The sequence below is a fragment of the Pseudomonas laurylsulfatiphila genome (assembly GCF_002934665.1).
Taxonomy (GTDB): domain Bacteria; phylum Pseudomonadota; class Gammaproteobacteria; order Pseudomonadales; family Pseudomonadaceae; genus Aquipseudomonas; species Aquipseudomonas laurylsulfatiphila.
In genome coordinates this window covers 120,188-144,009 of sequence record NZ_NIRS01000009.1, presented here as the reverse complement: position 1 = coordinate 144,009, position 23,822 = coordinate 120,188, and the positions used below count along the sequence as shown (strand labels likewise).

Below are 23,822 nucleotides of genomic sequence, written 5' to 3'. Positions count from 1 at the left end.
GTTTGGTGGTAAGCTCGCGCACCATGAATATCTACAGCTCTCGCCCCGTTGTCCTCTGTCTCTCCGGCCACGACCCAAGTGGTGGCGCCGGCTTGCAGGCAGATATCGAAGCCCTGCTCGCTCAGGGTTGCCATGCGGCTCCGGCCGTCACCGCCCTGACCGTGCAAGACACCGTCAATGCCACTGACTTCCGCGTCCTCGACCGTGAGTGGGTACTGGCCCAGGCCAATGCCGTGCTCAACGATTCCGAAGTCGCGGCGGTCAAACTGGGCATGCTCGGTTCCCTGGAAATGGTCGACACCGTGGTCGAACTGCTTTCGGCGCACCCGCATTTGCCAGTAGTCTGCGACCCGGTGCTGCGCGCTGGCGGCGGCGGACGCCTGGGCAAGGACGAAGTCGGCTACGCCATGCGCGAACGCCTGCTGCCCTTGTCGATCATTGCCACCCCCAACCTTCCCGAAGCCCGGATCCTCGCCGAACTGCCCGAAGGCACCGCGGACGAGTGCGCTGAAAAACTCTTGCCGTTCGTCAAACACCTGCTGATCACCGGCGGCCATGGCGACGAAACCGAAATCCACAATCGCCTGTACAGCCGTGACGGCCTGCGCGAAACCTTTACCTGCCAGCGCCTGCCCGGCAGTTATCACGGTTCCGGTTGCACCCTGGCGAGCGCGCTGGCCGGTCGTCTGGCCCAGGGTGAAAACCTCGCCAGCGCCGTGCAGACCGCGCTTAACTACACATGGCGCACCCTGCGTGACGCCGAGCAGCTGGGCAAAGGCCAGTTTGTGCCGCGCCGCCTGCCGCTGGATTTCTGTTCGTAACTTCCATTTGTAATGCGGTGAGGCTTGTCCGATGAAACTACGTGGCCTGTACGCCATTACCGATAGCCAGTTGCTGGCCGGTAAATTTCTTTCGTACGTGGAGGCGGCGCTGGAAGGCGGCGTCACTCTGCTGCAATACCGCGACAAGAGCAGTGATGAGGCCCGCCGCCTGCGCGAGGCCGAAGCACTGCGCGATTTGTGCGAACGTTACAAGACCCAGTTGATCATCAACGACGACGCCGAACTGGCGGCACGCCTGAACGTCGGCGTGCACCTGGGCCAGACCGATGGTCCGTTGTCGCCGACTCGTGCCTTGCTGGGTCGCGATGCGATCATTGGCTCGACCTGCCACGCACAACTGGGGCTCGCCGAACAGGCCGCCAAAGAAGGCGCCAGTTATGTCGCCTTCGGCCGCTTCTTCAATTCCAATACCAAGCCTGGCGCACCGACCTGCAGCCTCGAACTGCTCGATCAGGCCCGCCAGCAACTGCACTTGCCGATCTGCGCGATCGGCGGCATCACCCTGGACAACGCCGCCCCGCTGGTGGCCCATGGGGTCGATCTGCTGGCCGTGGTGCATGGCCTGTTCGGCGCCGAGAGCACGGCTGAAGTCACTCGCCGCGCCCGCGCCTTTAACGAATTACTTAAAATCTGAGAGCCCGATCATGTCTCGTTCCGAAACGCTGTTTGCCAATGCCCAGAAACACATTCCCGGTGGCGTGAACTCGCCGGTTCGCGCGTTCAAGAGCGTCGGCGGCACGCCGTTGTTCTTCAAGCACGCCGAAGGCGCCTACGTCACCGACGAAGACAACAAGCGCTATGTGGATTACGTTGGTTCCTGGGGCCCGATGATCCTCGGCCACAGCCACCCGGACGTGCTGGACGCGGTGCGCAAGCAGCTGGAGCACGGCCTGTCCTACGGCGCGCCGACCGAGATGGAAACGCAGATGGCCGACCTGGTCTGCTCCCTCGTGCCGTCGATGGAAATGGTGCGCATGGTCAGCTCCGGCACCGAAGCGACCATGAGCGCCATTCGCCTGGCCCGAGGCTTCACCGGCCGAGACAGCATCATCAAGTTCGAAGGCTGCTACCACGGTCACTCCGACAGCCTGCTGGTCAAGGCCGGTTCCGGCGCACTGACCCAAGGCGTACCAAGCTCGGCCGGTGTACCGGCAGCGTTCGCCAAACACACCCTGACCCTGCCGTTCAACGACATCGACGCCGTTGAAGCCATGCTCGCCGAAGTTGGCCAGGACGTGGCCTGCATCATCGTCGAGCCAGTGGCCGGCAACATGAACTGCGTGCCGCCGGCACCGGGTTTCCTTGAAGGCCTGCGGACCCTGTGCGACAAGCACGGCGTGGTGCTGATTTTCGACGAAGTGATGACCGGTTTCCGCGTCGCCCTCGGCGGTGCCCAAGCGTACTACGGCGTGACGCCGGACCTGACCACCTTCGGCAAGATCATCGGTGGCGGCATGCCGGTCGGTTGCTTCGGCGGCAAGCGTGAAATCATGCAGCGCATCGCCCCGCTGGGCCCGGTCTACCAGGCCGGTACGTTGTCCGGTAACCCGCTGGCGATGGCCGCCGGCCTGACCACCCTGCGCCTGATCAGCCGTCCGGGCTTCCACGCCGAGCTGACCGACTACACCACTCGCCTGCTCGACGGCCTGCAACAGCGCGCCGATGCGGCGGGCATTCCGTTCGTGACCACACAAGCCGGCGGCATGTTCGGCCTGTACTTCAGTGGCGCCGATGACATCGTCACTTTTGATGACGTGATGGCCAGTGACGCAGCCCTGTTCGGCCGCTTCTTCCACCTGATGCTCGAAGGTGGCGTCTACTTGGCACCGAGTGCCTTCGAAGCCGGTTTCACTTCGATCGCCCACGGCGAAGCCGAACTGAAACTGACCCTGGACGCCGCCGAGCGTGCCTTCGCTGCCTTGAAATAACGCTGTAGCGCTGACGTTGGCCATTGCCAGCGTCAGCTTTCACCTACACGCCCGCCTCCATTCCTACACTTTAAGCAAAAATCCTCCGCAAAACGGGAGATATATTTCCCGCGCAGCAGAAAAACGAGTAAAGACTTTGTAAGGTTGGCCCTGCTTATTTCATAATGCGCGCTTATTGGATCCCTCGATGGGTCCGCGCGCCCTTCAGAGGTAAGTCGATTCCCATGAACCGCACCGGCCGCACCCTTGCACTGGGCTGCCTGTTGCTTCTTCAGCCCCTGCTCGCGCACGCACAAGCAGGCGGCAACTCGTTGTTGATCCCAGCGATGGGTCGCTGCACCCTCAATACCCAGCCGCAAGACCTGGAACAGGCGATCGCCGCCTGCCGGAAAGCGTCGGATGAAGGGGATGCGCAAGCACAATACGAGTTGGGTGAGTTCTACTACGAAGGCAAAAGCGCGCCGCGCGACCTCAATCAAGCCCTGAGCTATTTCGAAAAGGCCTCGCTGCAAGGCCACGCCCAGGCGCAATTCAAGCTCGGTACCATGTTCTTCCACGGCGAAGGCGTACCGGCCAATAACGTTCAGGCGTATATCCTGCTGAAGATGGCGGCGGTCAACGGCGCCGAAGATGCACTGGACACCGCTGACGAAGTCACCGAAAAAATGCCCCGCGAAGAACTGGAGGTTGCCACCCAGGTGCTCGGGCAAATTTTCCGTAAATATCTTATGGAGCTGCAGAGTGCCGATGGGCGTACGCCTTTCGCGCCGCTCCCCTGAATTCTGCTTGGTGGCGGTTGACGCCATCGCTGGCAAGCCAGCTCCTACAAGGTCCGCGTAAATCTGTAGGAGCTGGCTTGCCAGCGATCAGAGCGACTTCGATCTTGAGGCTTACTTCTCAGGCATCGGCATCGGAAACGGCATGACATTGCCGACCGCGCCGCGGGCTTCGCTGATTTTCGGGGTCCCCAGACGCTCGACTTCGTCGATACGCACGATCGAATGCATCGGCACAAAACTGCGCACCACGCCTTCGAACTGAGCCTTGAGCTTTTCTTCGCTCGGATCGACGACCACTTGCGTGCGCTCGCCAAAGACGAACTCTTCCACTTCCAGAAAGCCCCACAGATCGCTTTGATAGATCTGCTTGGCGTACATTTCGAACACCTGGCCCTGGTTGAGGAAAATCACCTTGTAGATTGGAGCTTCACGTTTGGTCATGGTGGGCGGGTAACACATCGAGGGATAAAAAAGAGGGCGCGAACTATAGCATAGCCGCCGGACGCTCAGCGGTAGGAACCTTGGAACATGTTCCCTATAATGCGCGGTTCTTTGAATCACGTGATGACTCTTTCCATGGCCAAGAAGCTTTACATCGAAACCCACGGTTGCCAGATGAACGAGTACGACAGCTCGCGCATGGTCGATCTGCTGGGCGAACATCAGGCCCTGGAAGTCACCGCGCGCGCTGAAGACGCCGACGTCATCCTGCTCAACACGTGCTCGATCCGCGAACGTGCGCAGGACCGGGTCTACTCCCAGCTCGGGCGCTGGCGCGAACTGAAGCTGGCCAACCCGGACATGGTGATCGCCGTCGGCGGTTGCGTGGCCAGCCAGGAAGGCGCGGCCATCCGCGATCGCGCGCCGTACGTCGACGTGGTGTTCGGCCCGCAAACCCTGCACCGCCTGCCGGAAATGATCGACGCCGCGCGCGTCACCAAGCTGCCGCAAGTCGACGTCTCGTTCCCGGAAATCGAAAAATTCGACCATTTGCCCGAGCCGCGCATCGACGGCCCGAGCGCTTATGTGTCGGTGATGGAAGGCTGCAGCAAGTACTGCACGTTCTGCGTGGTGCCCTACACCCGCGGCGAAGAAGTCAGCCGGCCGTTCGACGACGTGATTGCCGAGATCATTCACCTGGCCGAAAACGGCGTGCGCGAAGTGACACTGCTGGGGCAAAACGTCAACGGCTATCGCGGCCTCACCCATGACGGACGCCTGGCGGATCTGGCCGAGCTGATCCGCGTGGTTGCCGCCGTCGATGGCATCGACCGCATCCGCTACACCACGTCGCATCCGCTGGAGTTCTCCGACAGCCTGATCCAGGCCCACGCCGATGTGCCGGAACTGGTCAAGCACCTGCACTTGCCAGTGCAGTCGGGCTCGGACCGCATCCTCGCCGCGATGAAGCGCAACCACACCGCGCTGGAATACAAATCCAAACTGCGCAAGCTGCGCGCCGCCGTACCGGGCATCTGCATCAGCTCGGACTTCATCGTCGGCTTCCCGGGCGAGACCGAGAAAGACTTCGAGCAAACCATGAAGCTGATTGCCGACGTCGGATTCGACTTTTCCTACTCGTTCGTCTATAGCCAACGCCCGGGCACTCCGGCCGCCGACCTGGCCGACGACACGCCGGAAGAGCTGAAAAAAGAGCGTCTGAACGCCCTGCAGCATCGCCTGAACCAGCAAGGTTTCGAGATCAGCCGACAAATGGTCGGTTCGATCCAGCGGATCCTGGTGACCGATTACTCGAAAAAAGACCCGGGCGAGCTGCAAGGCCGGACCGAGAATAACCGTATCGTCAACTTCCGTTGCGACAATCCGACCCTGATCGGCCAGTTCGCTGACGTGCACATCGATGCCGCGCAGCCGCATTCGCTGCGGGGTTCGCTGCTGCAATGACCCAACCTGTAGGAGCCGGCTTGCTGGCGATGGGCGATAACGCGGTGTATCTGGTCCACCGCAGTATGGCCATCGCCAGCAAGCCGGCTCCTACAGATTATTTAAGAGCTTTCGCACCCGCGCCACTGGCGTTATCCTTGATTTCATCTCAATTGCCCCAGGGCGGCTAAATACGACCTTGAACGCACCCATAGAACCACATCGTTTCATCCTCGAGCCTTTTGAAGCTCGCCGCTTCGCCAATCTGTGCGGGCAATTCGACGAGCATTTGCGCTTGATCGAACAACGCCTGACCATCGAGATCCGCAATCGCGGCAATCAGTTCGAGCTGATCGGCGAGCCCAAACACACCACCTCCGCGGAAAACCTCCTGCGCCGCCTGTACCGGGAAACCAAGGGTACCGAGCTGTCGCCGGACATGGTGCACCTGTTCCTGCAGGAATCTGCCGTGGAACAGCTGGATAACCACTCCCCCGCCGAACCGTCCGTGGCGCTGCGCACCAAGAAAGGCATGATTCGCCCCCGCGGCTTGAATCAGCTGCGCTATGTGAAGGAAATCCTCGGTAACGACATCAACTTCGGCATCGGCCCGGCCGGTACCGGCAAGACCTATCTGGCCGTCGCCTGCGCGGTGGATGCGCTGGAGCGCGAGCAGATTCGCCGCATCCTGCTGGTGCGCCCAGCGGTCGAAGCGGGTGAAAAACTCGGCTTCCTGCCCGGCGACCTGTCGCAGAAAATCGACCCGTACCTGCGCCCGCTCTACGACGCACTCTACGAAATGCTCGGCTTCGAATACGTCGCCAAGCTGATCGAGCGCCAGGTGATCGAAGTCGCGCCGCTGGCTTACATGCGCGGCCGTACGCTGAACAACAGCTTCATCATTCTTGACGAAAGCCAGAACACCACGGTCGAGCAAATGAAGATGTTCCTGACCCGAATCGGCTTCGGCTCCACGGCCGTCATCACCGGGGACATCACCCAGGTCGACCTGCCACGCGGCACCAAGTCCGGCCTGCACCATGTGATTGAAGTGCTCAAGGAAGTGCCCGGGATCAGCTTCACCCATTTCCAGCCCAAGGACGTCGTGCGCCATCCGCTGGTACAGCGCATCGTTGAAGCCTACGAGCGCTTCGAAACCCGTGCGGCCGATGATGCAGCCGCCAAGGATAGCCGCCGCGATGCTTGAGCTTGACCTGCAAATCGCTACCCAAGCCCCTGCCCCCAGCGAAGCCGAGTTCCGCCAGTGGTGCGAACTGGCTTTGCGCCAGCGCAGCGCCGACTCGGAAATGACCATTCGCCTGGTCGACGAAACCGAAGGACGCGAGCTGAACCACACCTGGCGGCAAAAGGATTACGCAACTAACGTCTTGTCATTCCCGGCCGATGTGCCGGATGAGTTCCTCGACATCCCGCTGCTGGGCGATCTGGTGATCTGCGTGGCGGTGGTCGAGCGTGAGGCCCTGGATCAAGGCAAGGAACTCAAGGCCCATTGGGCACACCTGGTGATTCACGGCTGCTTGCATCTGCTTGGTTACGACCATATTGATGACGACGAAGCCGAAGAGATGGAAGCACTGGAACGAACGTTGCTTGCAGAACTGGGCTTTCCCGATCCGTACGCGGACGACGAAACCGATTTACCCCCCACAGAAACAACAAAGGATTCAGAGTAATCGCTATGAGCGAAGATCGATCGAGCAACGGGCAGAAGTCATGGCTGGGTAAGCTCACCCAGGCTTTTGCCCACGAGCCGAAAAACCGCCAGGAGCTTTTGGAGCTGCTGCGCGATGCACACCAGAACAAACTGCTGGACAGCGAAGCGCTGGCCATCGTCGAAGGCGCCATCCAGGTGGCTGACTTGCAGGTGCGGGACATCATGGTCCCACGCTCGCAAATGGTCAGCATCAAGGCGAACCAGACACCCCGCGAGTTCCTGCCTGCCGTGGTCGACTCCGCCCACTCGCGCTACCCGGTCATCGGCGAAAGCCACGATGACGTAATGGGCGTGTTGCTGGCCAAGGACCTGCTGCCGTTGATCCTCAAGGAGAACGGCGACAGCTTCAACATCAAGGATCTGCTGCGTCCAGCCACCTTCGTGCCGGAATCCAAGCGCCTTAACGTGCTGCTGCGCGAATTTCGCGCCAACCACAACCACATGGCCATCGTCATCGACGAGTACGGTGGCGTGGCAGGCCTGGTCACCATCGAAGACGTGCTGGAACAAATCGTCGGCGACATCGAAGACGAACACGATGTCGAAGAAGACAGCTACATCAAGCCGCTGCCGAGCGGTGACTTCCTGATCAAGGCCCTGACACCGATCGAGAACTTCAACGAGTTTTTCGACAGCGAGTTCTCCGACGATGAATTCGACACCGTTGGCGGTCTGGTGATGAGTGCGTTCGGGCATCTGCCAAAACGTAACGAAATCACTGAAATCGGACCATACCGCTTCCGCATCCTGAACGCCGACAGCCGTCGGATTCACTTGCTTCGCCTGACGCCCATTGCTCGCTAAGGATTGAAATGCGCTGGACAACCCGCCCCGGCTGGCCCGGTAACCTGCTGGCCGTGGCGGCCGGTGCAATCACCACCCTGGCCCTGGCGCCGTTCGATATCTGGCCACTGGCACTGCTGGCCGTCGGTCTGTTCTATGCCGGCCTGCGCGAACTGAGCCCACGTCAAGCCCTGGGTCGCGGCTGGTGTTTCGGTTTTGGCCTGTTCGGTGCCGGCACCAGCTGGATCTACTACAGCATTCACCACTTCGGTGGCGCTTCGGTATTGCTGGCCGGTTTCCTGATGCTGCTTTTCACGGCGGCGATTGCCTGGTTCTTTGCCCTGCCCGCCTGGATTTGGGCGCGCTGGCTGCGCCGCAATGAGGCGCCACTGGCCGACGCCCTGGCCTTCGCTGCGCTGTGGGTCGCCCAGGAAGCCTTCCGCGGCTGGTTCCTGACCGGTTTCCCGTGGCTGTATTCCGGTTACAGCCAGCTCGACGGCCCGCTGGCCGGGCTCGCGCCCCTCGGCGGGATGTGGCTGATTTCCTTTACCCTGGCACTGACAGCGGCGTTGATCTACAACGGCTTGCGCCTGGTTCGCACGGGACGCAAAGGCTTCATCGCTGCCGGTGTATTGCTGCTGGTCGGCCCATGGCTGGTCGGCATGGCACTCAAGCACCACGCCTGGACCAGCCCTTCGGGCCCGCCACTGAGCGTCGCCGCCATTCAGGGCAACATCGAACAAAGCATGAAGTGGGACCCGGCGCAGCTCAACGCGCAGCTGGCGCTGTACCGCGACATGAGCTTCAGCTCCAAACGCGTCGATTTGCTCATCTGGCCGGAAACGGCGATCCCGGTGCTCAAGGAGTCCGCCGAGGGCTACCTGAACATGATGGGCAACTTCGCGGCCGAACGTAAATCGGCGTTGATCACTGGCGTCCCGGTCCGCATGGAGGTACGCCACGAGAAGCGTTTCTTCAATGGCATCACCGTGACCGGTGAAGGCGACGGCACTTACCTCAAGCAAAAACTGGTGCCCTTTGGTGAATATGTTCCCTTGCAGGACATCCTGCGCGGTCTGATCGCCTTCTTCGATCTGCCGATGTCGGACTTCGCTCGCGGCCCGGCTGACCAGCCGCTGCTGCAAGCCAAGGGTTATCAGATCGCGCCGTTCATCTGCTATGAAGTGGTTTATCCGGAGTTCGCCGCCAGCCTTGCCGCCCGCAGCGACCTGTTGCTGACCATCAGCAACGACACCTGGTTCGGCACCTCCATTGGCCCGCTGCAACACCTGCAGATGGCACAGATGCGCGCACTGGAAGCCGGCCGCTGGATGATCCGCGCCACCAACAACGGCGTGTCCGGCCTGATCAACCCGTTCGGTCAGATCACCGATCAGATCCCGCAGTTCGAACGCGGCATCCTGTATGGCGAAGTGGTGCCGATGCACAACCTGACGCCGTACCTGGAATGGCGTTCATGGCCATTGCTCATTCTCTGCGTGTTGTTGTTTGGCTGGGCACTGATTGCCAGCCGAATGGCTAAAACCGTCTGAACTGACACCGCATCAAACCTGTAGGAGCCGGCTTGCCGGCGAAAGCCATGGTCGCCGCGACATCGCTTTCGCTGGCAAGCCAGCTCCTACAGGGCGTGGGCAACCATTCGGTTATCGATAAAACAACGAATAACCGACCTGCCCCACCGCCTCGTTCATCAACTGCCCGTTCTGCCAGATCGCCTTGAACTCCGGCATCCAGCCGCCCAGCGGCCGCGCGTTATCGCCGCCCAGAAACCCTACCGGCGCCGGCACCACCTCAAAACCGGCCTTGCGGAAACTCCAGACCGCCCGTGGCATATGCCAGGCCTGAGTCACGAGCACCACACGCTTGATGCCCTGGGGAAGCAACACCTCGGCGCTGAACTGCGCATTTTCCCAGGTCGTGCGGCTGCGCCCTTCCTGCCAGCGCACGCTCAAGCCAAAATCGTCACGCATGGAGTCAGCCATCATCTGTGCCTCGCTGGGCGGCGTGCCGTAATGCAGGCCGCCGCTGGTCAGTACGGGCAAGCCGGAAGCCTTGGCCAGCCGCGCGGCAAAGCGCTGGCGCTCCAGACCGACGCCCGTGGGCTGGTCGGCGCCCCAGGCCACGTCACCGCGCTCACGCCCCGAACCGAGGACCACGATCGCGTCCGCACGCTGCCCCAGGACTGCCCATTCATCGCGGGCCAGCGGTGGCTCCCGCTCGAGCAGGCCGGCACTCCACTGCACGACCACCGGCAGGCTCATCAGCCAGAAACCACCCAGGCCCAGAGCAAAGCACGCACCGGCAAGCCTCGGCCTTGAGTGGCGCAACCACCAGGCAAGCAAAAGCAGCAGCAATAGAATGCCGGGCGGCAATAGAAGTTGTTTTACGAAATAACGGAACGGCATCGAGCATCTCCTGGAGATGCCCGAAGCCTAAGTGGGTTGGCGCAATGCGACAATCAATATGGAAGGACTATGCTTCAAAAATTCAAGGAGCATGGCACCGTGTCCTATTTGAACTGCAAAGACCGGACCTTTACCGCGTCTCTGCCGGGAACCTTGTCCTTGAGCCAGATGATCTTGGCTGAACGTGGTGCGTCGAGTTGCTTTACCGCTTCTGACAAGCATCCGTGCGTCTCACGTTCACTGCGATCCAGATACGCCTTGACCAGTGCATACTCTGCGGCGCTCAGGCCGCGCAGTTCCAGCTCCAGAGGGCGTTCGTCGCGCAACCGGCCAGCGGTCCTTGCCGCTTCCAGGGCCAAGGCCAACCGATCGATCAGCCTTTCGTACAGCTCCGGTTTTGTAGCTTTTTGCTGTGACTCAACCATCCCTCACCTCATTGGAAGATATGACCTACTCCCCATTTAGAGCTTAGCTTCCATGAACAAACCGGCTGAACGCCGCGACCAACGGCCCTCGCAGCGGTTTTCGCAGGACGTGTGGCAGCAATCAGGGTTTCCCTCGGTAGAGCGCGGTCATGTATGCTACGGCGCTTCCTGTAACTCCACTTCCAGCTCGGCTGGGCAGCGAAAACGCCAATGTGGCGGCTTCAACGTCCAGCGTTGCATTGAAGAGGATTAGGCCACCCCTATTCAGTTCAAAAGTAGCCATGCACGAACAATATCAGCCCCGTGAAATCGAAGCCGCCGCCCAGTCGTTCTGGGACGAGCAAAAGTCCTTTGAAGTCAGTGAACAGCCAGGCAAGGAGACTTACTACTGCCTGTCGATGTTCCCTTACCCCAGCGGCAAGCTACACATGGGGCACGTGCGCAACTACACCATCGGCGACGTGATCTCCCGCTACCAGCGCATGCAGGGCAAGAACGTTCTGCAACCGATGGGTTGGGACGCCTTCGGCATGCCGGCGGAAAACGCCGCGATGAAGAACAACGTAGCGCCCGCCAAGTGGACCTACGAAAACATCGCCTACATGAAAAACCAGCTGCGCAGCCTGGGCCTGGCGGTGGACTGGTCGCGCGAAGTGACCACCTGCAAGCCCGATTACTACCGCTGGGAACAATGGCTGTTCACCCGCCTGTTCGAAAAAGGTGTGATCTACAAGAAAAGCGGCACCGTGAACTGGGACCCGGTCGACCAGACCGTCCTGGCCAACGAACAGGTGATCGACGGTCGCGGCTGGCGTTCCGGCGCGCTGATCGAGAAGCGCGAAATCCCGATGTACTACTTCAAGATCACCGCCTACGCGGATGAACTGCTGGAGAGCCTCGACGAACTGACTGGCTGGCCTGAACAGGTCAAGACCATGCAGCGCAACTGGATCGGCAAGTCCCGCGGCATGGAAGTGCAGTTCCCGTACAACGTCGACTCCATCGGCGAAACCGGTGCACTGAAAGTCTTCACCACCCGTCCGGACACTTTAATGGGAGCGACTTATGTCGCCGTGGCCGCCGAACACCACCTGGCCACCCTCGCGGCACAGAACAATCCCGAGCTGCAAGCGTTCATCGCTGAATGCAAGGGCGGCAGCGTGGCTGAAGCCGACGTCGCCACCCAAGAGAAAAAAGGCCTGCCGACCGGCTTGTTCGTCGAGCACCCGCTGACCGGCGAAAAGCTGCCGGTCTGGGTCGCCAACTATGTACTGATGCATTACGGCGATGGCGCGGTGATGGCGGTTCCGGCCCACGACGAGCGCGATTTCGAATTCGCCCACAAGTACAACCTGCCGGTCAAATCGGTCGTGCGCACCAGTTCCGGTGACACCAACCCCGCGCCATGGCAAGACGCCTACGGCGAGCACGGCACGCTGATCAATTCCGGCGAGTTCGACGGCCTCGACTTCGCGGGCGCCTTCGACGCCATCGAAGTCGCGCTGATCAAGAAAGAACTGGGCGCCTCGCGTACCCAGTTCCGCCTGCGCGACTGGGGCATCAGCCGTCAGCGCTACTGGGGCTGCCCGATCCCGATCATCCACTGCACCACCTGCGGTGACGTGCCGGTACCGGAAGATCAACTGCCGGTCGTGCTGCCGGAAGACGTGGTGCCGGATGGCGCCGGTTCGCCACTGGCGCGCATGCCCGAGTTCTACGAGTGCACCTGCCCTAAATGCGGCGCACCTGCCAAGCGTGAAACCGACACCATGGACACCTTCGTCGAGTCCTCGTGGTACTACGCCCGCTACGCCTCGCCACACTTTGAAGGCGGCCTGGTGGAAAAATCGGCGGCCGACCACTGGCTGCCGGTGGATCAGTACATCGGCGGTATCGAACACGCGATTCTTCACCTGCTGTACGCGCGCTTCTTCCACAAGCTGATGCGTGACGAAGGCCTGGTGAGCTCCAACGAGCCGTTCAAGAACCTGCTGACCCAGGGCATGGTGATCGCCGAGACTTACTATCGCCGCGAAGCCAATGGCGCCTACACCTGGTTCAACCCGGCGGACGTCGAGCTCGAGCGTGACAGCAAGGCCAAGGTCATCAGCGCCAAATTGAAAGCTGACGGCCTGCCGGTGGAAATCGGCGGCACCGAGAAGATGGCCAAGTCGAAGAACAACGGCGTCGACCCACAGTCGATGATTGACCAGTTCGGTGCAGACACCTGCCGCCTGTTCATGATGTTCGCCTCGCCACCTGACATGAGCGCGGAATGGTCCGACTCCGGCGTAGAAGGTTCGCACCGATTCCTCAAGCGCGTCTGGCGTCTGGCTCAAGCACACGTCACTCAGGGCCTGCCGGGCAAACTCGACGTCGCCAACCTGAATGACGAGCAGAAAGCCGTTCGTCGCTCGATCCACCTGGCCATCAAGCAGGCCAGCCAGGACGTCGGCCAGAACCACAAATTCAACACCGCCATCGCCCAGGTGATGACGCTGATGAACGTGCTGGAGAAGGCCGCACAAGGTACCGAACAGGATCGCGCGCTGGTTCAGGAAGGCCTGGAAACCGTGACTCTGCTGCTCGCACCGATCACGCCGCACATCAGCCACGAGCTGTGGCATCAACTGGGCCACGCTGATCCTGTGATCGACGCCGGTTGGCCGGTGCAGGACGACAGTGCACTGGTGCAGGACAGCCTGACGCTTGTCATCCAGGTCAACGGTAAACTGCGTGGCCAGATTGAAATGCCGGCCAGTGCCAGCCGTGAAGAAATCGAAGCCGCCGCCCGTGCCAACGAGAACGTCCTGCGCTTCGTCGACGGTCTGACCATTCGTAAAGTGATCGTAGTGCCCGGGAAACTGGTCAATATCGTCGCCAGCTAATTGGATCAGGCGCCAGGTAAGCCTGGCGCCGAGTAAAACCTTTCGGGCCGCTTGATCGGCCCACATGGTTTCAAGGGGAGCAACAAGATGATCAAACGCAATCTGCTGGTGATGGGCCTCGCGGTTCTGCTGAGCGCCTGCGGTTTCCAGCTGCGCGGCACCGGCACCAACCAACTGGCGATCAAGGAACTCGACCTGAGCGCCCGTAACGCTTATGGCGAAACCGTGACCCAGTTGCGTCGTGTACTGGAAGGTAGCGGCGTCAAAGTCTATACCGGCGCACCGTACAAACTGGTGCTGACCAATGAGCAGGAAAGCCAGCGCATCCTCAGCTACGCAGGCGCCAGCAGTACCGGCGAGTACCAGATCACCACCGTGCTGAGCTACGACATCCGTGGTCGCGGTGATCTGCCATTGTTGAGCGACAAGCTTGAAGTGCAGAAAGTCTTTATGCACGACGGCAGCAACCTGGTGGGGTCCGACCAGGAAGCCGCAACAGCCCGTGCAGAAGGCCGCCGGGAGCTGGTTCAACGCATGATGCTGCGTCTGGAACAACTGAGCCCGAGCCAACTGGACACGCTGCAGCAGACTGCCGAAGCCAAGGCCAAGGCTGACGCCGCGGCACTGGAAGCGGCAAAAAAGGCTGAAGCGGAAACCCCGCGCCAGTCGCCTGTCGAACTGCCGCAGCAGTAAGACTTACGGGGCGCTCAGGCGCCCCGTTCGCCCCCTCTTATGAAGCTCGCCCCCGCCCAACTCGCCAAACACCTGCAAGGCGCCCTTGCGCCCGTCTACATCATCAGCGGCGATGACCCGCTGCTGTGTCAGGAAGCGGCCGACGCCCTCCGCACGGCTGCCCGTCAGCAGGGATTCGATGAACGCCAGGTGTTTGCCGCCGACGCCAATTTCGACTGGGGGACCTTGCTGCAAGCCGGTGCCAGCATGTCGTTGTTCGCCGAAAAGCGCCTGCTGGAGCTGCGCCTGCCTTCCGGCAAGCCCGGCGACAAAGGTGCCGCCGCGCTTATCGAGTATTGCTCGCGCCCGGCTGACGACACCGTGCTGCTGATCAGCTTGCCGAAACTCGATGGCAGCGCACAGAAAACCAAGTGGGGCAAAGCGCTGGTCGAAGGACAACAGACCCAGTTCGTGCAGATCTGGCCAGTCGACGTCGCCCAGTTGCCCAGCTGGATCCGCCAACGCCTGTCCCAGGCCGGGCTGTCCGCCAGCCAGGACGCTGTTGAGCTGATTGCAGCACGGGTCGAGGGCAACCTGCTGGCCGCCGCCCAGGAAATCGAAAAGCTCAAACTGATGGCCGAAGGGGGTCAGATCACCGTTGAAACCGTGCAGGCGGCAGTGGCCGACAGTGCGCGCTTCGACGTCTTTGGCCTGACCGATGCGGTGCTCAATGGTGAAGCGGCCCACGCGTTGCGCATGCTCGAAGGCTTGCGCGGCGAAGGCGTCGAGCCGCCGGTGATTCTCTGGGCCCTGGCCCGGGAGCTGCGCCTGCTGGCCAATATTTCCCTGCAATACAGCCAGGGGACGCCGCTGGACAAGGCCTTCAGCCAGGCCAAACCTCCGGTCTGGGACAAACGTAAACCGTTGATGAGCAAAGCCCTGCAACGCTACTCGGCACAACGCTGGGCGCAACTGCTGCTGGAAGCGCAACGCATCGACGCGCAGATCAAGGGCCAGGCGGCGGGCTCGCCGTGGATGAGCTTGAGCCGGTTGACGTTGTTGATGGCCGGTCAGAGATTGTCGTTGCCCGCCGAATAAATCAAAGATCGCAGTCTGTGGCAGCTCCTACAGGTGAACGCAATCCCCCGTAGGAGCTGCCGCAGGCTGCGATCTTTTGATCTTTCTTCCCACAAAACCCACCTCCCTCTGCCCTATAGACAGAACCCCGACTTCGGCAGATTATTTCCCCCGCAAAACCCAACTACCCGTGAGATCCGATCATGAGCAAAAAGCCATCAAAAAATGGCCCCAACAAGGCCAAATCCATCATCGCCCAGCCATTGTTCCGCAGCCGCCAGGAACGTCCCGCCAAGGGCAAAGGCAGTTACCGCCGCGAAGCCTTCCAGTCTGACAACTGGGAGGCTTCTTACTTTCTGGCTGCGTAAAGCAGAACACCCCTTCAACATGTTAAGGTCTGTACCTGATTCGTACTCCCTGGACCCGTGCATGCCCTTTTGTCTCCCCCGTCGTTGGCACCTACGCCAATTGATCGCTGCCTCCAGCCTTGTTTTGCTTGTCGCCTGTGCGGAGAAACCGACCGCAGCCGACGCTCAGCCGCTTCAGACGCTTCCTGTCGCCACCGCCCCGGCGGTTGTTCCGCCTGTGGTTCCGACGGGTGAGAACCTCGACATCCAGCCAACCCAGACCTTTGCCGAATGGCAGGCAGGTTTCCGCAAGGATGCCCTGGCCGCGGGTATCCGCGCCGATCTGTTTGATCGCGCTTTCGCCAATGTCAGCTTCGACCCCAGTGTGATTAGTGCCGACCGCAGCCAACCGGAATTCGCAAAGCCGGTGTGGGAATACCTCGATGGCGCCTTGTCGCCGCTGCGGGTACGCAAAGGCCAGTCGTTGATCAACCAGTACGCGGACACCCTGCAAAGCATCGAGCAGCGTTATGGCGTTGATCGTCAGGCCCTGGTGGCCGTGTGGGGCATGGAAAGCAACTTTGGCCAGTTCCAGGGCAACAAGTCGGTGATCAACTCGCTGGCGACCCTGGCCTACGAAGGCCGTCGCCCCGGTTTCGCCCACGCGCAATTGATTGCCGCCCTGCAAATCCTGCAACAAGGCGATATCGAGCCCGAGAAGATGCTGGGATCCTGGGCCGGCGCCATGGGCCAGACTCAGTTCATCCCGACCACCTACAACACCCATGCCGTGGACTTCGATGGTGACGGGCGTCGCGATATCTGGAGCAGCTCGGCCGATGCCCTGGCGTCTACCGCGCACTACCTGCAGAGTTCTGGCTGGCAGAGAGGCCAGCCATGGGGCTTTGAAGTCCAACTGCCGAGCGGGTTCAACTACCTGCTGGCCGACGGCACGATTCGCAAGAGCGTCGCTGAATGGCGGCAACTGGGCATTACCCTGCCCAACGGTGGCCAGGTCCCAGCCGGCTCCGAGCAATTGTCCGCGGCCCTGCTGCTGCCGGCCGGTTACCGTGGCCCGGCGTTCCTGGTGCTCGATAACTTCCGGGCGATCCTCAAGTACAACAACTCGTCGTCCTACGCCCTGGGCGTGAGCCTGTTGTCTGAACGCTTCAATGGGGGGGGCTTAATCAGTGGCACGTGGCCAAAGGATGACTTGCCGCTGAGCCGCACCGAGCGGATCGAGCTGCAAAACCTGCTGAGCGCGCAAAACTACGACGCCGGCACCGCCGACGGGATCATTGGCGCGAACACCCGCAAGGCGATCCGCAGTGCCCAGCAGTCGTTTGGCTGGCCAGCGGATGGGTATCCGACGCACAAGTTGCTGGAAGGGTTGCGTAACCGCTAAAAGCAAAAGATCGTCCGAACGCGGCCCGAGCCTTCGGCAGCTCCTACAGGTGAACGCAATCCCCTGTAGGAGCTGCCGCAGGCTGCGATCTTTTCGATATGCTCGCGGCTTACCTGATTACTACATCCTGCTCCAACATCAATTCCTTATTCCCCGCATCCAGCCTGACCAACGCCCCCATGGGCAGCGTCAGATTCGGGTCGCAATGCCCGCTTCGCCACCCGGACAACACCGGAATCTTCAATGGCGCGAAAGTCTGTTTGAGCAACCTGTCCAGCGCGGCCACCTCCACCCCCGCCACATCCCCGACCAACACGCCGCGCAGCTTCTGCAACGTGCCCGCCAGCCGCAGTTGGGTCAGCAACCGGTCGATGCGATACAACGGCTCGTTGATGTCCTCGATCAACAGAATGACGCCCTCGGCATCAATCTCGTAGGGCGTGCCCATGGTCGCGGCGATCATGGCCAGATTGCCTCCGAGCAAACGCCCATGAGCGACGCCCGGCTCGATCGTGGTCAGCGGGTAGGCCACCGGATGCGCCAGCACCGAGCCCGCCCTCACCTGCCCGCGCAGCATGTTGAAAAAGGAAGACTCCGTTGGTATTTGCTTGCCACCCAGCAGGTCGGCATTGAGCAATGGACCATGAAATGTCACAAAGCCGGCATAGCGACTGATCGCCAAATGCAGGGCAGTGATGTCGCTGTAGCCGATGAACGGCTTGGCGTTGTCGCGTAGCAATTGGAAATCGATGCGATCAAGCAGCCGGGGCGTGCCGTAACCTCCGCGCAGGCAGATGATGGCATCGACCTCACGATCCGCGAATGCAGCGTGCAGGTCATTGAGCCGCACATCGTCGCTGCCGGCCAGGTAGCCGTCTTTCTCGTAGACCCCGGAAAACACTTTCAGTGAGTAACCTCGGGCACACATCCATTGCACCGCCTTGTCGGTGTCCAGCGTCGCGGGACCGGCGGGTGCGATAACGCCGATCATGCCTTCCGACGGCAGTGCCGGGACGGGAGCATGGGGGCAAAGGGTGTGGGTCGGTCGAGCGGTCATTCGTGAATCTCCCTGCGTTAACACGTCAGCACACAGTAGTCAGGAACGGGGACAAACTGAAGAGGGTCAGTTGCCCCGCAGGTTGCAGGAAAAAGCGGCCAGTGCCGTAGGCCGGGCAAAAAAACGCCCGCAAGGCTGAACACCGTGCGGGCGTTTTTCATTTCCGTGCGCAGATCAGGACGACATCAGCTCGGCCTTGACCAGCTTGGCCTGCTCGTCGGCGTGATACGAGGAGCGTACCAACGGACCCGAGGCAACGTTCTTGAAGCCCATCTTGTAGCCTTCCTCGGCGAACCAGGCGAAGGTGTCCGGGTGCACGAAGCGTTGCACCGGCAGGTGGCTGCGGGACGGTTGCAGGTACTGGCCCAGGGTCAGCATGTCGATGTCGTGCTCGCGCATGCGCTTCATGACTTCGATGACTTCTTCGTCGGTCTCGCCCAGGCCCAGCATCAGCCCGGATTTGGTCGGAATGTGCGGCATCATCTGCTTGAAGCGTTGCAGCAGGGTCAGCGACCACTGGTAGTCAGAGCCCGGACGCGCAGCCTTGTACAGGCGCGGCACGGTTTCCAGGTTGTGGTTGAACACATCCGGCGGCTCGGCGGCAGTGATTTCCAGGGCGATGTCCATGCGGCCACGGTAGTCCGGAACCAGGGTTTCGAGCTGCACGTTCGGCGACAGCTTGCGGATTTCGCGGATGCAATCGGCAAAGTGCTGGGCGCCACCGTCGCGCAGGTCGTCGCGGTCCACCGAGGTGATCACCACGTACTTCAGGCGCAGGTCGGCGATGGCGATGGCCAGGCTTTCCGGTTCGTTGACGTCCAGTGGCTTCGGACGGCCGTGGCCGACGTCGCAGAACGGGCAACGACGGGTGCAGATGTCACCCATGATCATGAAGGTCGCGGTGCCGCCCGAGAAGCACTCGCCCAAGTTCGGGCAGGACGCTTCTTCGCACACGCTGTGCAGCTTGTGCTTGCGCAGCAGGGCCTTGATGCGGTCGACTTCCGGCGAAACTGGGATGCGCACACGAATCCAGTCCGGCTTCTTCGGCAGTTCGGTGGTCGGAATGATCTTCACCGGGATGCGTGCAACCTTTTCGGCGCCGCGCAGCTTGACGCCGGCTTCAACCTTGGGACGCGGGGCCGGGCGCTCGGTGACATCGAGCGTCGGGATCATGGTTTGCACTGCATCAGTAGTCATATCAGTCGATTCCGCCCGTGAGGGTCGTCTGCTCAGCATAGTCGAGGTGTTTGACGAGCTGCGCGCGCAGCCGGGCACTTACCTCGGCAAATTCAATCGATCCTGCGTGATCGCTCAGCTGGGTCATCGCCAGCCCGGCGTAGCCGCAGGGATTAATCCGTCGAAACGGTTCCAGGTTCATGTCCACGTTCAAGGCCAGGCCATGAAAGGAACAGCCGTGGCGGATCCGCAGACCCAGGGAGGCGATTTTCGCCCCGTCGACGTAGACACCCGGTGCATCGGGCTTGGCCGCGGCGGTGACACCGTAACTGGCCAGCAGCTCGATCAGGCATTGCTCCATCCGGCTAACCAGATCGCGCACGCCAAACCCGAGCCTGCGTACGTCCAGCAACAGATAAGCCACCAACTGGCCGGGGCCGTGGTAGGTCACCTGCCCCCCACGATCGACCTGCACCACCGGAATGTCACCGGGAAGCAGCAGGTGTTCGGCCTTGCCGGCCTGGCCCTGGGTGAACACTGCCGGGTGCTCCACCAGCCAGACCTCGTCGGCAACATCGGTGCCGCGTTCGTTGGTAAAGCGTTGCATGGCATGCCAGACCGGCTCGTAAGCCATCTGGCCGAGCTCGCGAAAGCCCAGCGTGCCGGACATCACAACACCATGTGCACGAAACCGGTGGCCCGCAGTTCGCTGTTGATGTTGTACAGCTGGTCCTGGTCGGTCGCGACGATGTGCAACTGAATGGTGGTGTATTTGCCGTTGCTGCTCTGGCGCTCGTCAATACGCTCGTCGTTGATCTTGGCGTGCTTGCTGACGATGTCGATGATTCTGTCCTTATTGCCCACACCCGTGTCGCTGATCACCTTGACTGGATAATCATTGGCAGGGAATTCGATCTTTGGCGCCTTTACTTCGGTATCGGTCATGGCGTAACGGCCTCGTAAGCGTAAGCCGTGGCGACGGCAAAGCCCCGCGCCGGATCAGCACGGGGCCCTGCAGGAGCACACTATCAGTTGAACAAGCCGTAGAAGAATAGACGGATGCTATCCCACATGCGACGGAAGATACCACCCTCTTCGACGCCATCCAGAGCGATCAGGTCGGCGCTGTGCACCACCTTGTCTTCCAGTTTGACTTCGACTTTACCGATCACGTCACCCTTGGCGATTGGTGCAACCAGTTGCGGGTTCATGGTCATGCTGGCGGCGAGCTTTTTCAGCTGGCCTTTTGGCAGGGTCATGGTCAGGTCTTCAGCCAGACCGGCCTTGACCTGGTTGGTGGCGCCTTTCCAGACCGGAGCCTGAGCCAGCTCGGTACCCTTCTGGTAGAAAGTCTGGGTTTCAAAGAAACGGAAACCGTAGGTCAGCAGCTTCTGGGTTTCGGCGGCACGGGCCACTTCGCTGTTGGTGCCGAACACCACGGCGATCAGGCGCATGCCATCACGTACGGCCGAAGACACCATGCAGTAGCCGGCTTCGTCGGTGTGGCCGGTCTTCAGGCCGTCGACAGTCTTGTCGCGCCACAGCAGCAGGTTACGGTTGGGTTGCTTGATGCCATTCCAGAAGAACTCTTTCTGCGAGTAGATCGCGTAGTGAGCCGGGTCTTCGTGGATGATCGCACGGGCCAGCACAGCCATGTCGTGAGCCGACGAATAGTGCTCAGGGTTCGGCAGGCCGGTCGGGTTCATGAAGTGGGTATTGGTCATGCCCAGATCGGCGACGGTCTTGTTCATCAGGTCGGCGAAGGCGTCTTCGCTACCGGCGATGTGCTCGGAGAGCGCGACACTGGCGTCGTTGCCCGACTGGATGATGATGCCGTGCAGCAGGTCGCTGACGGTGACTTGCGAGCCCACTTTGATGAACATCCGCGAACCACCGGTGCGCCAGGCGTTCTCGCTGACGGTCACCGGGTCGTTTTCACCGATCTGGCCACGACGGATTTCCAGGGTCGCAATGTACGCGGTCATCAGCTTGGTCAGGCTGGCCGGTGGCAGACGCTGATCACCGTTGTTCTCGACCAGCACGTTGCCGCTGCTGGCATCCATGAGCACGTAGGCCTTGGCGGCCAATTGTGGTGGCGACGGCATCATCTCGGCCGCGAAAGCGGCAGGTGAGAGGAGCAGCGGGACTAACAGGAACAGGCGTTTGGCAAAGGTGGTGATGTTCATCCGTCTCTCGAAATCGCTAATGGAAACTGCCCTAGGGCAAAACTAATCAGATGACTTTCTAACGAGTCATCGCGTGTTCAGTTGCTCACTCTGTAACCCTTGCCGGGCTTTTGTTCTTCAACGAGCCAACAACCTGATTCACCCCCCAATCGCTGGTGAATCGTCAATCAAGTTCTACGTATTGCTTATTCCGTGACCACACTTGGCGAACCAAGGTTGGCCAGGCGCACGCTGTTCTGCACCTGCTGTATTTCACCCGGCGATCCGATCGGGCCCAGGCGAACCCGGTGCAGGGTCTGCTGATTGCGCACGATCGAGCTGATGAACACCGGAGCGCTCACCATCCCGCTGAGCTTGGATCTCAGGAGTTCTGCAGCGTCCGGGTTGGCGAACGCGCCCACCTGCAGATACTGGCCAGAGGCTGGTACAGAAGCGTTTTTTTTTGCATCGAGCTGAACGGGCACTACCGCAGCGGCGTGTTGCTGCGGCGGTGGTGTCCATTGCTCGACGGTGCCGGCCGAAGCCGTGATCACCGGCGCGCTATTCTGCGCGACTTTCGGTTCGTTGAGCATTAATGGTGCCGGACGGCCTTTGGCCGCCCAATACGCCTGTGGATCGATGCCTTCGACCTTGACCCGCGCCGTGCCGGTTTCGGCGTAACCGAGTTTCTTCGCGGCAGCGTAGGACAAGTCGATGATCCGGTCCGAGTAGAACGGCCCGCGGTCGTTGACTCGCAGGATCACGCTCTTGTTGTTGTCGAGGTTGGTCACCCGGACGTAACTCGGCAGTGGCAATGTCTTGTGCGCGGCACTCATGCCGTACAGGTCATACACTTCGCCGTTGGCAGTGTTCTGACCGTGGAACTTGGTGCCATACCAGGACGCCGTACCCGACTGCACGTAGGTCTTGGATTCCTGCAACGGGAAGTAAGTCTTGCCCAGCACGGTGTACGGATTGGCCTTGTACGGGCCGGTGTGCAGGGTCGGCGTGGCGTCCGGGATGCGCGACACATCGACGTCCCACCATGGCGCGCCATCCTTGTGGGCACGGTTGATGTCCAGCCCCGGCGTCGCGCGTACGGCGGTGCTGGACTTCTGGGCCGGCGCGCGGCTGGTCGAACAACTGGCGACCAGCACTGCCAACGCGGCGAATGCCATCAGCTTCAGGGGTTTATTGATAGGCAATGCCCGCATTACTTGACGCCCCGTGCTTGGACCAGCTGTTCAGACAGTTGATGTACGGCCATGGCGTACATCACGCTGCGGTTATAACGCGTGATCGCGTAAAAATTCTTCAGGCCCATCCAGTACTCGGGGCCATTGTCGCCTTCCAGGCGGAAAGCAGTAACCGGCATATCATCGCGCAGCGCATCATGACTTGACCACCCCAGGGCTCGCAACTCCCCGACGGTTTTCGTCGGTTCGATGCCTGCGGTCAAACCTTCGTCAACCTGATCGCCACGGACATCGGCGCGGCTGACCACTGGTTCGCCGGCGACCCAGCCATGACGCTTGAAGTAACTGGCGACACTGCCAATGGCATCGTCCGGGTTGGTCCAGATGTTGATATGGCCATCACCGTCGAAATCCACCGCGTAGGCACGGAAACTGCTCGGCATGAATTGCGGCAAGCCCATTGCGCCAGCGTAGGAGCCTTTGAGCGTCAACGGATCGACCTGCTCTTCACGGGCCAGCAGCAGGAACTCACGCAATTCCTTGCGGAAAAACTCGGCACGGGGAGGATAGTCGAAACCCAGCGTCGACAAGGCATCGATCACCCGGAAATTTCCGGTATTTCGGCCGAAAAAGGTTTCAACGCCGATGATCGAGACGATCACCTGGGCCGGCACGCCGTATTCCTGCTCGGCACGGGCCAGCACCGCTTCGTGCTGACGCCAGAAGTCCACCCCACGGGCTATGCGCGCGTCGGTGATGAACATCGGGCGATACTCGCTCCACTGCTTGACCCGTTCGGCGGGTTTCGAGATGGCGTCCAGAATCGACTGCTTGCGCTCGGCTTCGCGGAACACGCCCATCAATTGTTCGCCGGCGAAACCGTAGTCACGGGTCATTTCACCGACGAATTCGGCCACCTGGGGTGAGCCTTCGTAGTCGCCGGCCAACGCTTCCTGCACGCTGCCAAGGATGCTTACCAGGCCGACCCATGGCGCAAATCGAGTCGCCCAGCCACGCATTACTTGCATTGAAAATTT

24 protein-coding genes are annotated in these 23,822 nt (G+C 61.0%); 14 read left to right on the top strand and 10 right to left on the bottom strand.

Features of this window, described 5'->3' with window-relative positions:
• Window positions 1–23 precede the first annotated feature (23 nt).
• The 4 genes from CD175_RS28780 to CD175_RS28765 all read left to right on the top strand — a co-directional run bounded on the left by CD175_RS28780 (window position 24) and on the right by CD175_RS28765 (window position 3,549).
• On the top strand, window positions 24–821 hold the full coding sequence (locus CD175_RS28780; protein ID WP_104451343.1) for a hydroxymethylpyrimidine/phosphomethylpyrimidine kinase: 798 nt from the start codon (window positions 24–26) through the stop codon (window positions 819–821).
• A gap of 31 nt (window positions 822–852) precedes the next feature.
• On the top strand, window positions 853–1,476 hold the full coding sequence (thiE, locus tag CD175_RS28775; protein ID WP_007990651.1) for a thiamine phosphate synthase: 624 nt from the start codon (window positions 853–855) through the stop codon (window positions 1,474–1,476).
• 10 nt (window positions 1,477–1,486) lie between these two features.
• Entirely contained in the window at window positions 1,487–2,770 is a 1,284-nt protein-coding gene (gene hemL, locus CD175_RS28770; RefSeq protein WP_007975850.1) for a glutamate-1-semialdehyde 2,1-aminomutase, read from the top strand.
• Window positions 2,771–2,994: 224 nt separating this feature from the next.
• Entirely contained in the window at window positions 2,995–3,549 is a 555-nt protein-coding gene (locus CD175_RS28765) for a tetratricopeptide repeat protein (RefSeq protein WP_104451342.1), read from the top strand.
• A 111-nt stretch (window positions 3,550–3,660) separates the two neighbouring features.
• On the opposite strand, the gene CD175_RS28760 is transcribed toward CD175_RS28765, so the two are convergent.
• A complete protein-coding gene (locus tag CD175_RS28760; protein WP_003185742.1) occupies window positions 3,661–3,990 on the bottom strand; it encodes a DUF1820 family protein in 330 nt (109 codons plus the stop codon).
• A 135-nt stretch (window positions 3,991–4,125) separates the two neighbouring features.
• Between CD175_RS28760 and miaB the strand changes: the two genes are divergently transcribed.
• The 5 genes from miaB (at window position 4,126) to lnt (ending at window position 9,504) form a co-directional block, all read left to right on the top strand.
• Window positions 4,126–5,454 (top strand): tRNA (N6-isopentenyl adenosine(37)-C2)-methylthiotransferase MiaB, encoded by a 1,329-nt coding sequence (gene miaB, locus CD175_RS28755; RefSeq protein WP_167399558.1) that lies wholly within the window; start codon window positions 4,126–4,128, stop codon window positions 5,452–5,454.
• A gap of 178 nt (window positions 5,455–5,632) precedes the next feature.
• Window positions 5,633–6,640 carry a PhoH family protein gene (locus CD175_RS28750; protein WP_015096962.1) on the top strand — a complete coding sequence of 336 codons (1,008 nt, stop codon included), beginning with the start codon at window positions 5,633–5,635 and terminating at the stop codon, window positions 6,638–6,640.
• Complete coding sequence (gene ybeY / locus CD175_RS28745; protein WP_104451340.1) at window positions 6,633–7,127, top strand: rRNA maturation RNase YbeY; 495 nt, start codon at window positions 6,633–6,635, stop codon at window positions 7,125–7,127. The genes CD175_RS28750 and ybeY overlap by 8 nt, the downstream gene beginning before the upstream one ends.
• Window positions 7,128–7,132: 5 nt before the next feature.
• The gene (locus CD175_RS28740) at window positions 7,133–7,972 is read left to right on the top strand and encodes a CorC family transporter (RefSeq protein WP_007975860.1); all 840 of its coding nucleotides are present in this window, start codon (window positions 7,133–7,135) and stop codon (window positions 7,970–7,972) included.
• 8 nt (window positions 7,973–7,980) lie between these two features.
• Complete coding sequence (gene lnt, locus CD175_RS28735) at window positions 7,981–9,504, top strand: apolipoprotein N-acyltransferase (protein WP_104451339.1); 1,524 nt, start codon at window positions 7,981–7,983, stop codon at window positions 9,502–9,504.
• 111 nt (window positions 9,505–9,615) lie between these two features.
• Here lnt and CD175_RS28730 read toward each other — a convergent pair whose 3' ends face one another.
• Both CD175_RS28730 and CD175_RS28725 read right to left on the bottom strand, forming a co-directional pair.
• Window positions 9,616–10,377, bottom strand: a complete 762-nt coding sequence (locus tag CD175_RS28730; RefSeq protein WP_104451338.1) for a YdcF family protein — start codon at window positions 10,375–10,377, stop codon at window positions 9,616–9,618.
• Window positions 10,378–10,481: 104 nt separating this feature from the next.
• Complete coding sequence (locus CD175_RS28725; RefSeq protein WP_104451337.1) at window positions 10,482–10,802, bottom strand: hypothetical protein; 321 nt, start codon at window positions 10,800–10,802, stop codon at window positions 10,482–10,484.
• Between the two features lie 281 nt (window positions 10,803–11,083).
• Here CD175_RS28725 and leuS point away from each other — a divergent pair, with 281 nt between their 5' ends.
• The 5 genes from leuS (at window position 11,084) to CD175_RS28700 (ending at window position 17,191) form a co-directional block, all read left to right on the top strand.
• On the top strand, window positions 11,084–13,690 hold the full coding sequence (gene leuS / locus CD175_RS28720) for a leucine--tRNA ligase (protein WP_104451336.1): 2,607 nt from the start codon (window positions 11,084–11,086) through the stop codon (window positions 13,688–13,690).
• Between the two features lie 87 nt (window positions 13,691–13,777).
• Entirely contained in the window at window positions 13,778–14,383 is a 606-nt protein-coding gene (locus CD175_RS28715) for an LPS-assembly lipoprotein LptE (protein ID WP_104451335.1), read from the top strand.
• A gap of 39 nt (window positions 14,384–14,422) precedes the next feature.
• Window positions 14,423–15,460 (top strand): DNA polymerase III subunit delta, encoded by a 1,038-nt coding sequence (gene holA, locus CD175_RS28710; RefSeq protein WP_104451334.1) that lies wholly within the window; start codon window positions 14,423–14,425, stop codon window positions 15,458–15,460.
• 182 nt (window positions 15,461–15,642) lie between these two features.
• Window positions 15,643–15,807 (top strand): alternative ribosome rescue factor ArfA, encoded by a 165-nt coding sequence (gene arfA, locus CD175_RS28705; protein ID WP_104451333.1) that lies wholly within the window; start codon window positions 15,643–15,645, stop codon window positions 15,805–15,807.
• 61 nt (window positions 15,808–15,868) lie between these two features.
• The gene (locus CD175_RS28700; protein ID WP_104451332.1) at window positions 15,869–17,191 is read left to right on the top strand and encodes a lytic murein transglycosylase; all 1,323 of its coding nucleotides are present in this window, start codon (window positions 15,869–15,871) and stop codon (window positions 17,189–17,191) included.
• A gap of 109 nt (window positions 17,192–17,300) precedes the next feature.
• Here the strand turns inward: CD175_RS28700 and CD175_RS28695 are convergent, their stop codons facing one another.
• From CD175_RS28695 to mltB, 7 genes are all read right to left on the bottom strand, one after another.
• Entirely contained in the window at window positions 17,301–18,248 is a 948-nt protein-coding gene (locus tag CD175_RS28695; protein ID WP_104451331.1) for a S66 peptidase family protein, read from the bottom strand.
• A gap of 174 nt (window positions 18,249–18,422) precedes the next feature.
• On the bottom strand, window positions 18,423–19,421 hold the full coding sequence (lipA, locus tag CD175_RS28690; RefSeq protein WP_162130289.1) for a lipoyl synthase: 999 nt from the start codon (window positions 19,419–19,421) through the stop codon (window positions 18,423–18,425).
• A gap of 25 nt (window positions 19,422–19,446) precedes the next feature.
• Window positions 19,447–20,094, bottom strand: coding sequence for a lipoyl(octanoyl) transferase LipB (lipB, locus tag CD175_RS28685; RefSeq protein WP_007975880.1), 648 nt, complete (start codon window positions 20,092–20,094; stop codon window positions 19,447–19,449).
• Window positions 20,094–20,369, bottom strand: a complete 276-nt coding sequence (locus CD175_RS28680) for a DUF493 domain-containing protein (RefSeq protein WP_104451330.1) — start codon at window positions 20,367–20,369, stop codon at window positions 20,094–20,096. The genes lipB and CD175_RS28680 overlap by 1 nt, the downstream gene beginning before the upstream one ends.
• Window positions 20,370–20,452: 83 nt before the next feature.
• On the bottom strand, window positions 20,453–21,610 hold the full coding sequence (locus tag CD175_RS28675) for a D-alanyl-D-alanine carboxypeptidase family protein (protein WP_007975884.1): 1,158 nt from the start codon (window positions 21,608–21,610) through the stop codon (window positions 20,453–20,455).
• Between the two features lie 185 nt (window positions 21,611–21,795).
• Window positions 21,796–22,803, bottom strand: coding sequence for a septal ring lytic transglycosylase RlpA family protein (locus tag CD175_RS28670; protein ID WP_104451329.1), 1,008 nt, complete (start codon window positions 22,801–22,803; stop codon window positions 21,796–21,798).
• Complete coding sequence (gene mltB, locus CD175_RS28665; RefSeq protein ID WP_104451328.1) at window positions 22,803–23,813, bottom strand: lytic murein transglycosylase B; 1,011 nt, start codon at window positions 23,811–23,813, stop codon at window positions 22,803–22,805. Before mltB ends, CD175_RS28670 begins: the two co-directional genes overlap by 1 nt.
• Window positions 23,814–23,822: the final 9 nt, after the last annotated feature.

What these genes read in the sequence shown, in the direction of transcription:
- leuS (WP_104451336.1), top strand. Translation starts at nt 11,084, where the DNA reads ATGCACGAACAATATCAGCCCCGTGAAATCGAAGCCGCCGCCCAGTCG.
- miaB (WP_167399558.1), top strand. Translation starts at nt 4,126, where the DNA reads ATGGCCAAGAAGCTTTACATCGAAACCCACGGTTGCCAGATGAACGAG.
- lnt (WP_104451339.1), top strand. Translation starts at nt 7,981, where the DNA reads ATGCGCTGGACAACCCGCCCCGGCTGGCCCGGTAACCTGCTGGCCGTG.
- CD175_RS28675 (WP_007975884.1), bottom strand. Translation starts at nt 21,610, where the DNA reads ATGAACATCACCACCTTTGCCAAACGCCTGTTCCTGTTAGTCCCGCTG.
- lipA (WP_162130289.1), bottom strand. Translation starts at nt 19,421, where the DNA reads ATGATCCCGACGCTCGATGTCACCGAGCGCCCGGCCCCGCGTCCCAAG.
- ybeY (WP_104451340.1), top strand. Translation starts at nt 6,633, where the DNA reads ATGCTTGAGCTTGACCTGCAAATCGCTACCCAAGCCCCTGCCCCCAGC.
- thiE (WP_007990651.1), top strand. Translation starts at nt 853, where the DNA reads ATGAAACTACGTGGCCTGTACGCCATTACCGATAGCCAGTTGCTGGCC.
- CD175_RS28695 (WP_104451331.1), bottom strand. Translation starts at nt 18,248, where the DNA reads ATGACCGCTCGACCGACCCACACCCTTTGCCCCCATGCTCCCGTCCCG.
- CD175_RS28730 (WP_104451338.1), bottom strand. Translation starts at nt 10,377, where the DNA reads ATGCCGTTCCGTTATTTCGTAAAACAACTTCTATTGCCGCCCGGCATT.
- hemL (WP_007975850.1), top strand. Translation starts at nt 1,487, where the DNA reads ATGTCTCGTTCCGAAACGCTGTTTGCCAATGCCCAGAAACACATTCCC.
- CD175_RS28725 (WP_104451337.1), bottom strand. Translation starts at nt 10,802, where the DNA reads ATGGTTGAGTCACAGCAAAAAGCTACAAAACCGGAGCTGTACGAAAGG.
- CD175_RS28765 (WP_104451342.1), top strand. Translation starts at nt 2,995, where the DNA reads ATGAACCGCACCGGCCGCACCCTTGCACTGGGCTGCCTGTTGCTTCTT.
- arfA (WP_104451333.1), top strand. Translation starts at nt 15,643, where the DNA reads ATGAGCAAAAAGCCATCAAAAAATGGCCCCAACAAGGCCAAATCCATC.
- CD175_RS28715 (WP_104451335.1), top strand. Translation starts at nt 13,778, where the DNA reads ATGATCAAACGCAATCTGCTGGTGATGGGCCTCGCGGTTCTGCTGAGC.
- holA (WP_104451334.1), top strand. Translation starts at nt 14,423, where the DNA reads ATGAAGCTCGCCCCCGCCCAACTCGCCAAACACCTGCAAGGCGCCCTT.
- mltB (WP_104451328.1), bottom strand. Translation starts at nt 23,813, where the DNA reads ATGCAAGTAATGCGTGGCTGGGCGACTCGATTTGCGCCATGGGTCGGC.
- CD175_RS28760 (WP_003185742.1), bottom strand. Translation starts at nt 3,990, where the DNA reads ATGACCAAACGTGAAGCTCCAATCTACAAGGTGATTTTCCTCAACCAG.
- lipB (WP_007975880.1), bottom strand. Translation starts at nt 20,094, where the DNA reads ATGTCCGGCACGCTGGGCTTTCGCGAGCTCGGCCAGATGGCTTACGAG.
- CD175_RS28740 (WP_007975860.1), top strand. Translation starts at nt 7,133, where the DNA reads ATGAGCGAAGATCGATCGAGCAACGGGCAGAAGTCATGGCTGGGTAAG.
- CD175_RS28670 (WP_104451329.1), bottom strand. Translation starts at nt 22,803, where the DNA reads ATGCGGGCATTGCCTATCAATAAACCCCTGAAGCTGATGGCATTCGCC.
- CD175_RS28780 (WP_104451343.1), top strand. Translation starts at nt 24, where the DNA reads ATGAATATCTACAGCTCTCGCCCCGTTGTCCTCTGTCTCTCCGGCCAC.
- CD175_RS28700 (WP_104451332.1), top strand. Translation starts at nt 15,869, where the DNA reads ATGCCCTTTTGTCTCCCCCGTCGTTGGCACCTACGCCAATTGATCGCT.
- CD175_RS28680 (WP_104451330.1), bottom strand. Translation starts at nt 20,369, where the DNA reads ATGACCGATACCGAAGTAAAGGCGCCAAAGATCGAATTCCCTGCCAAT.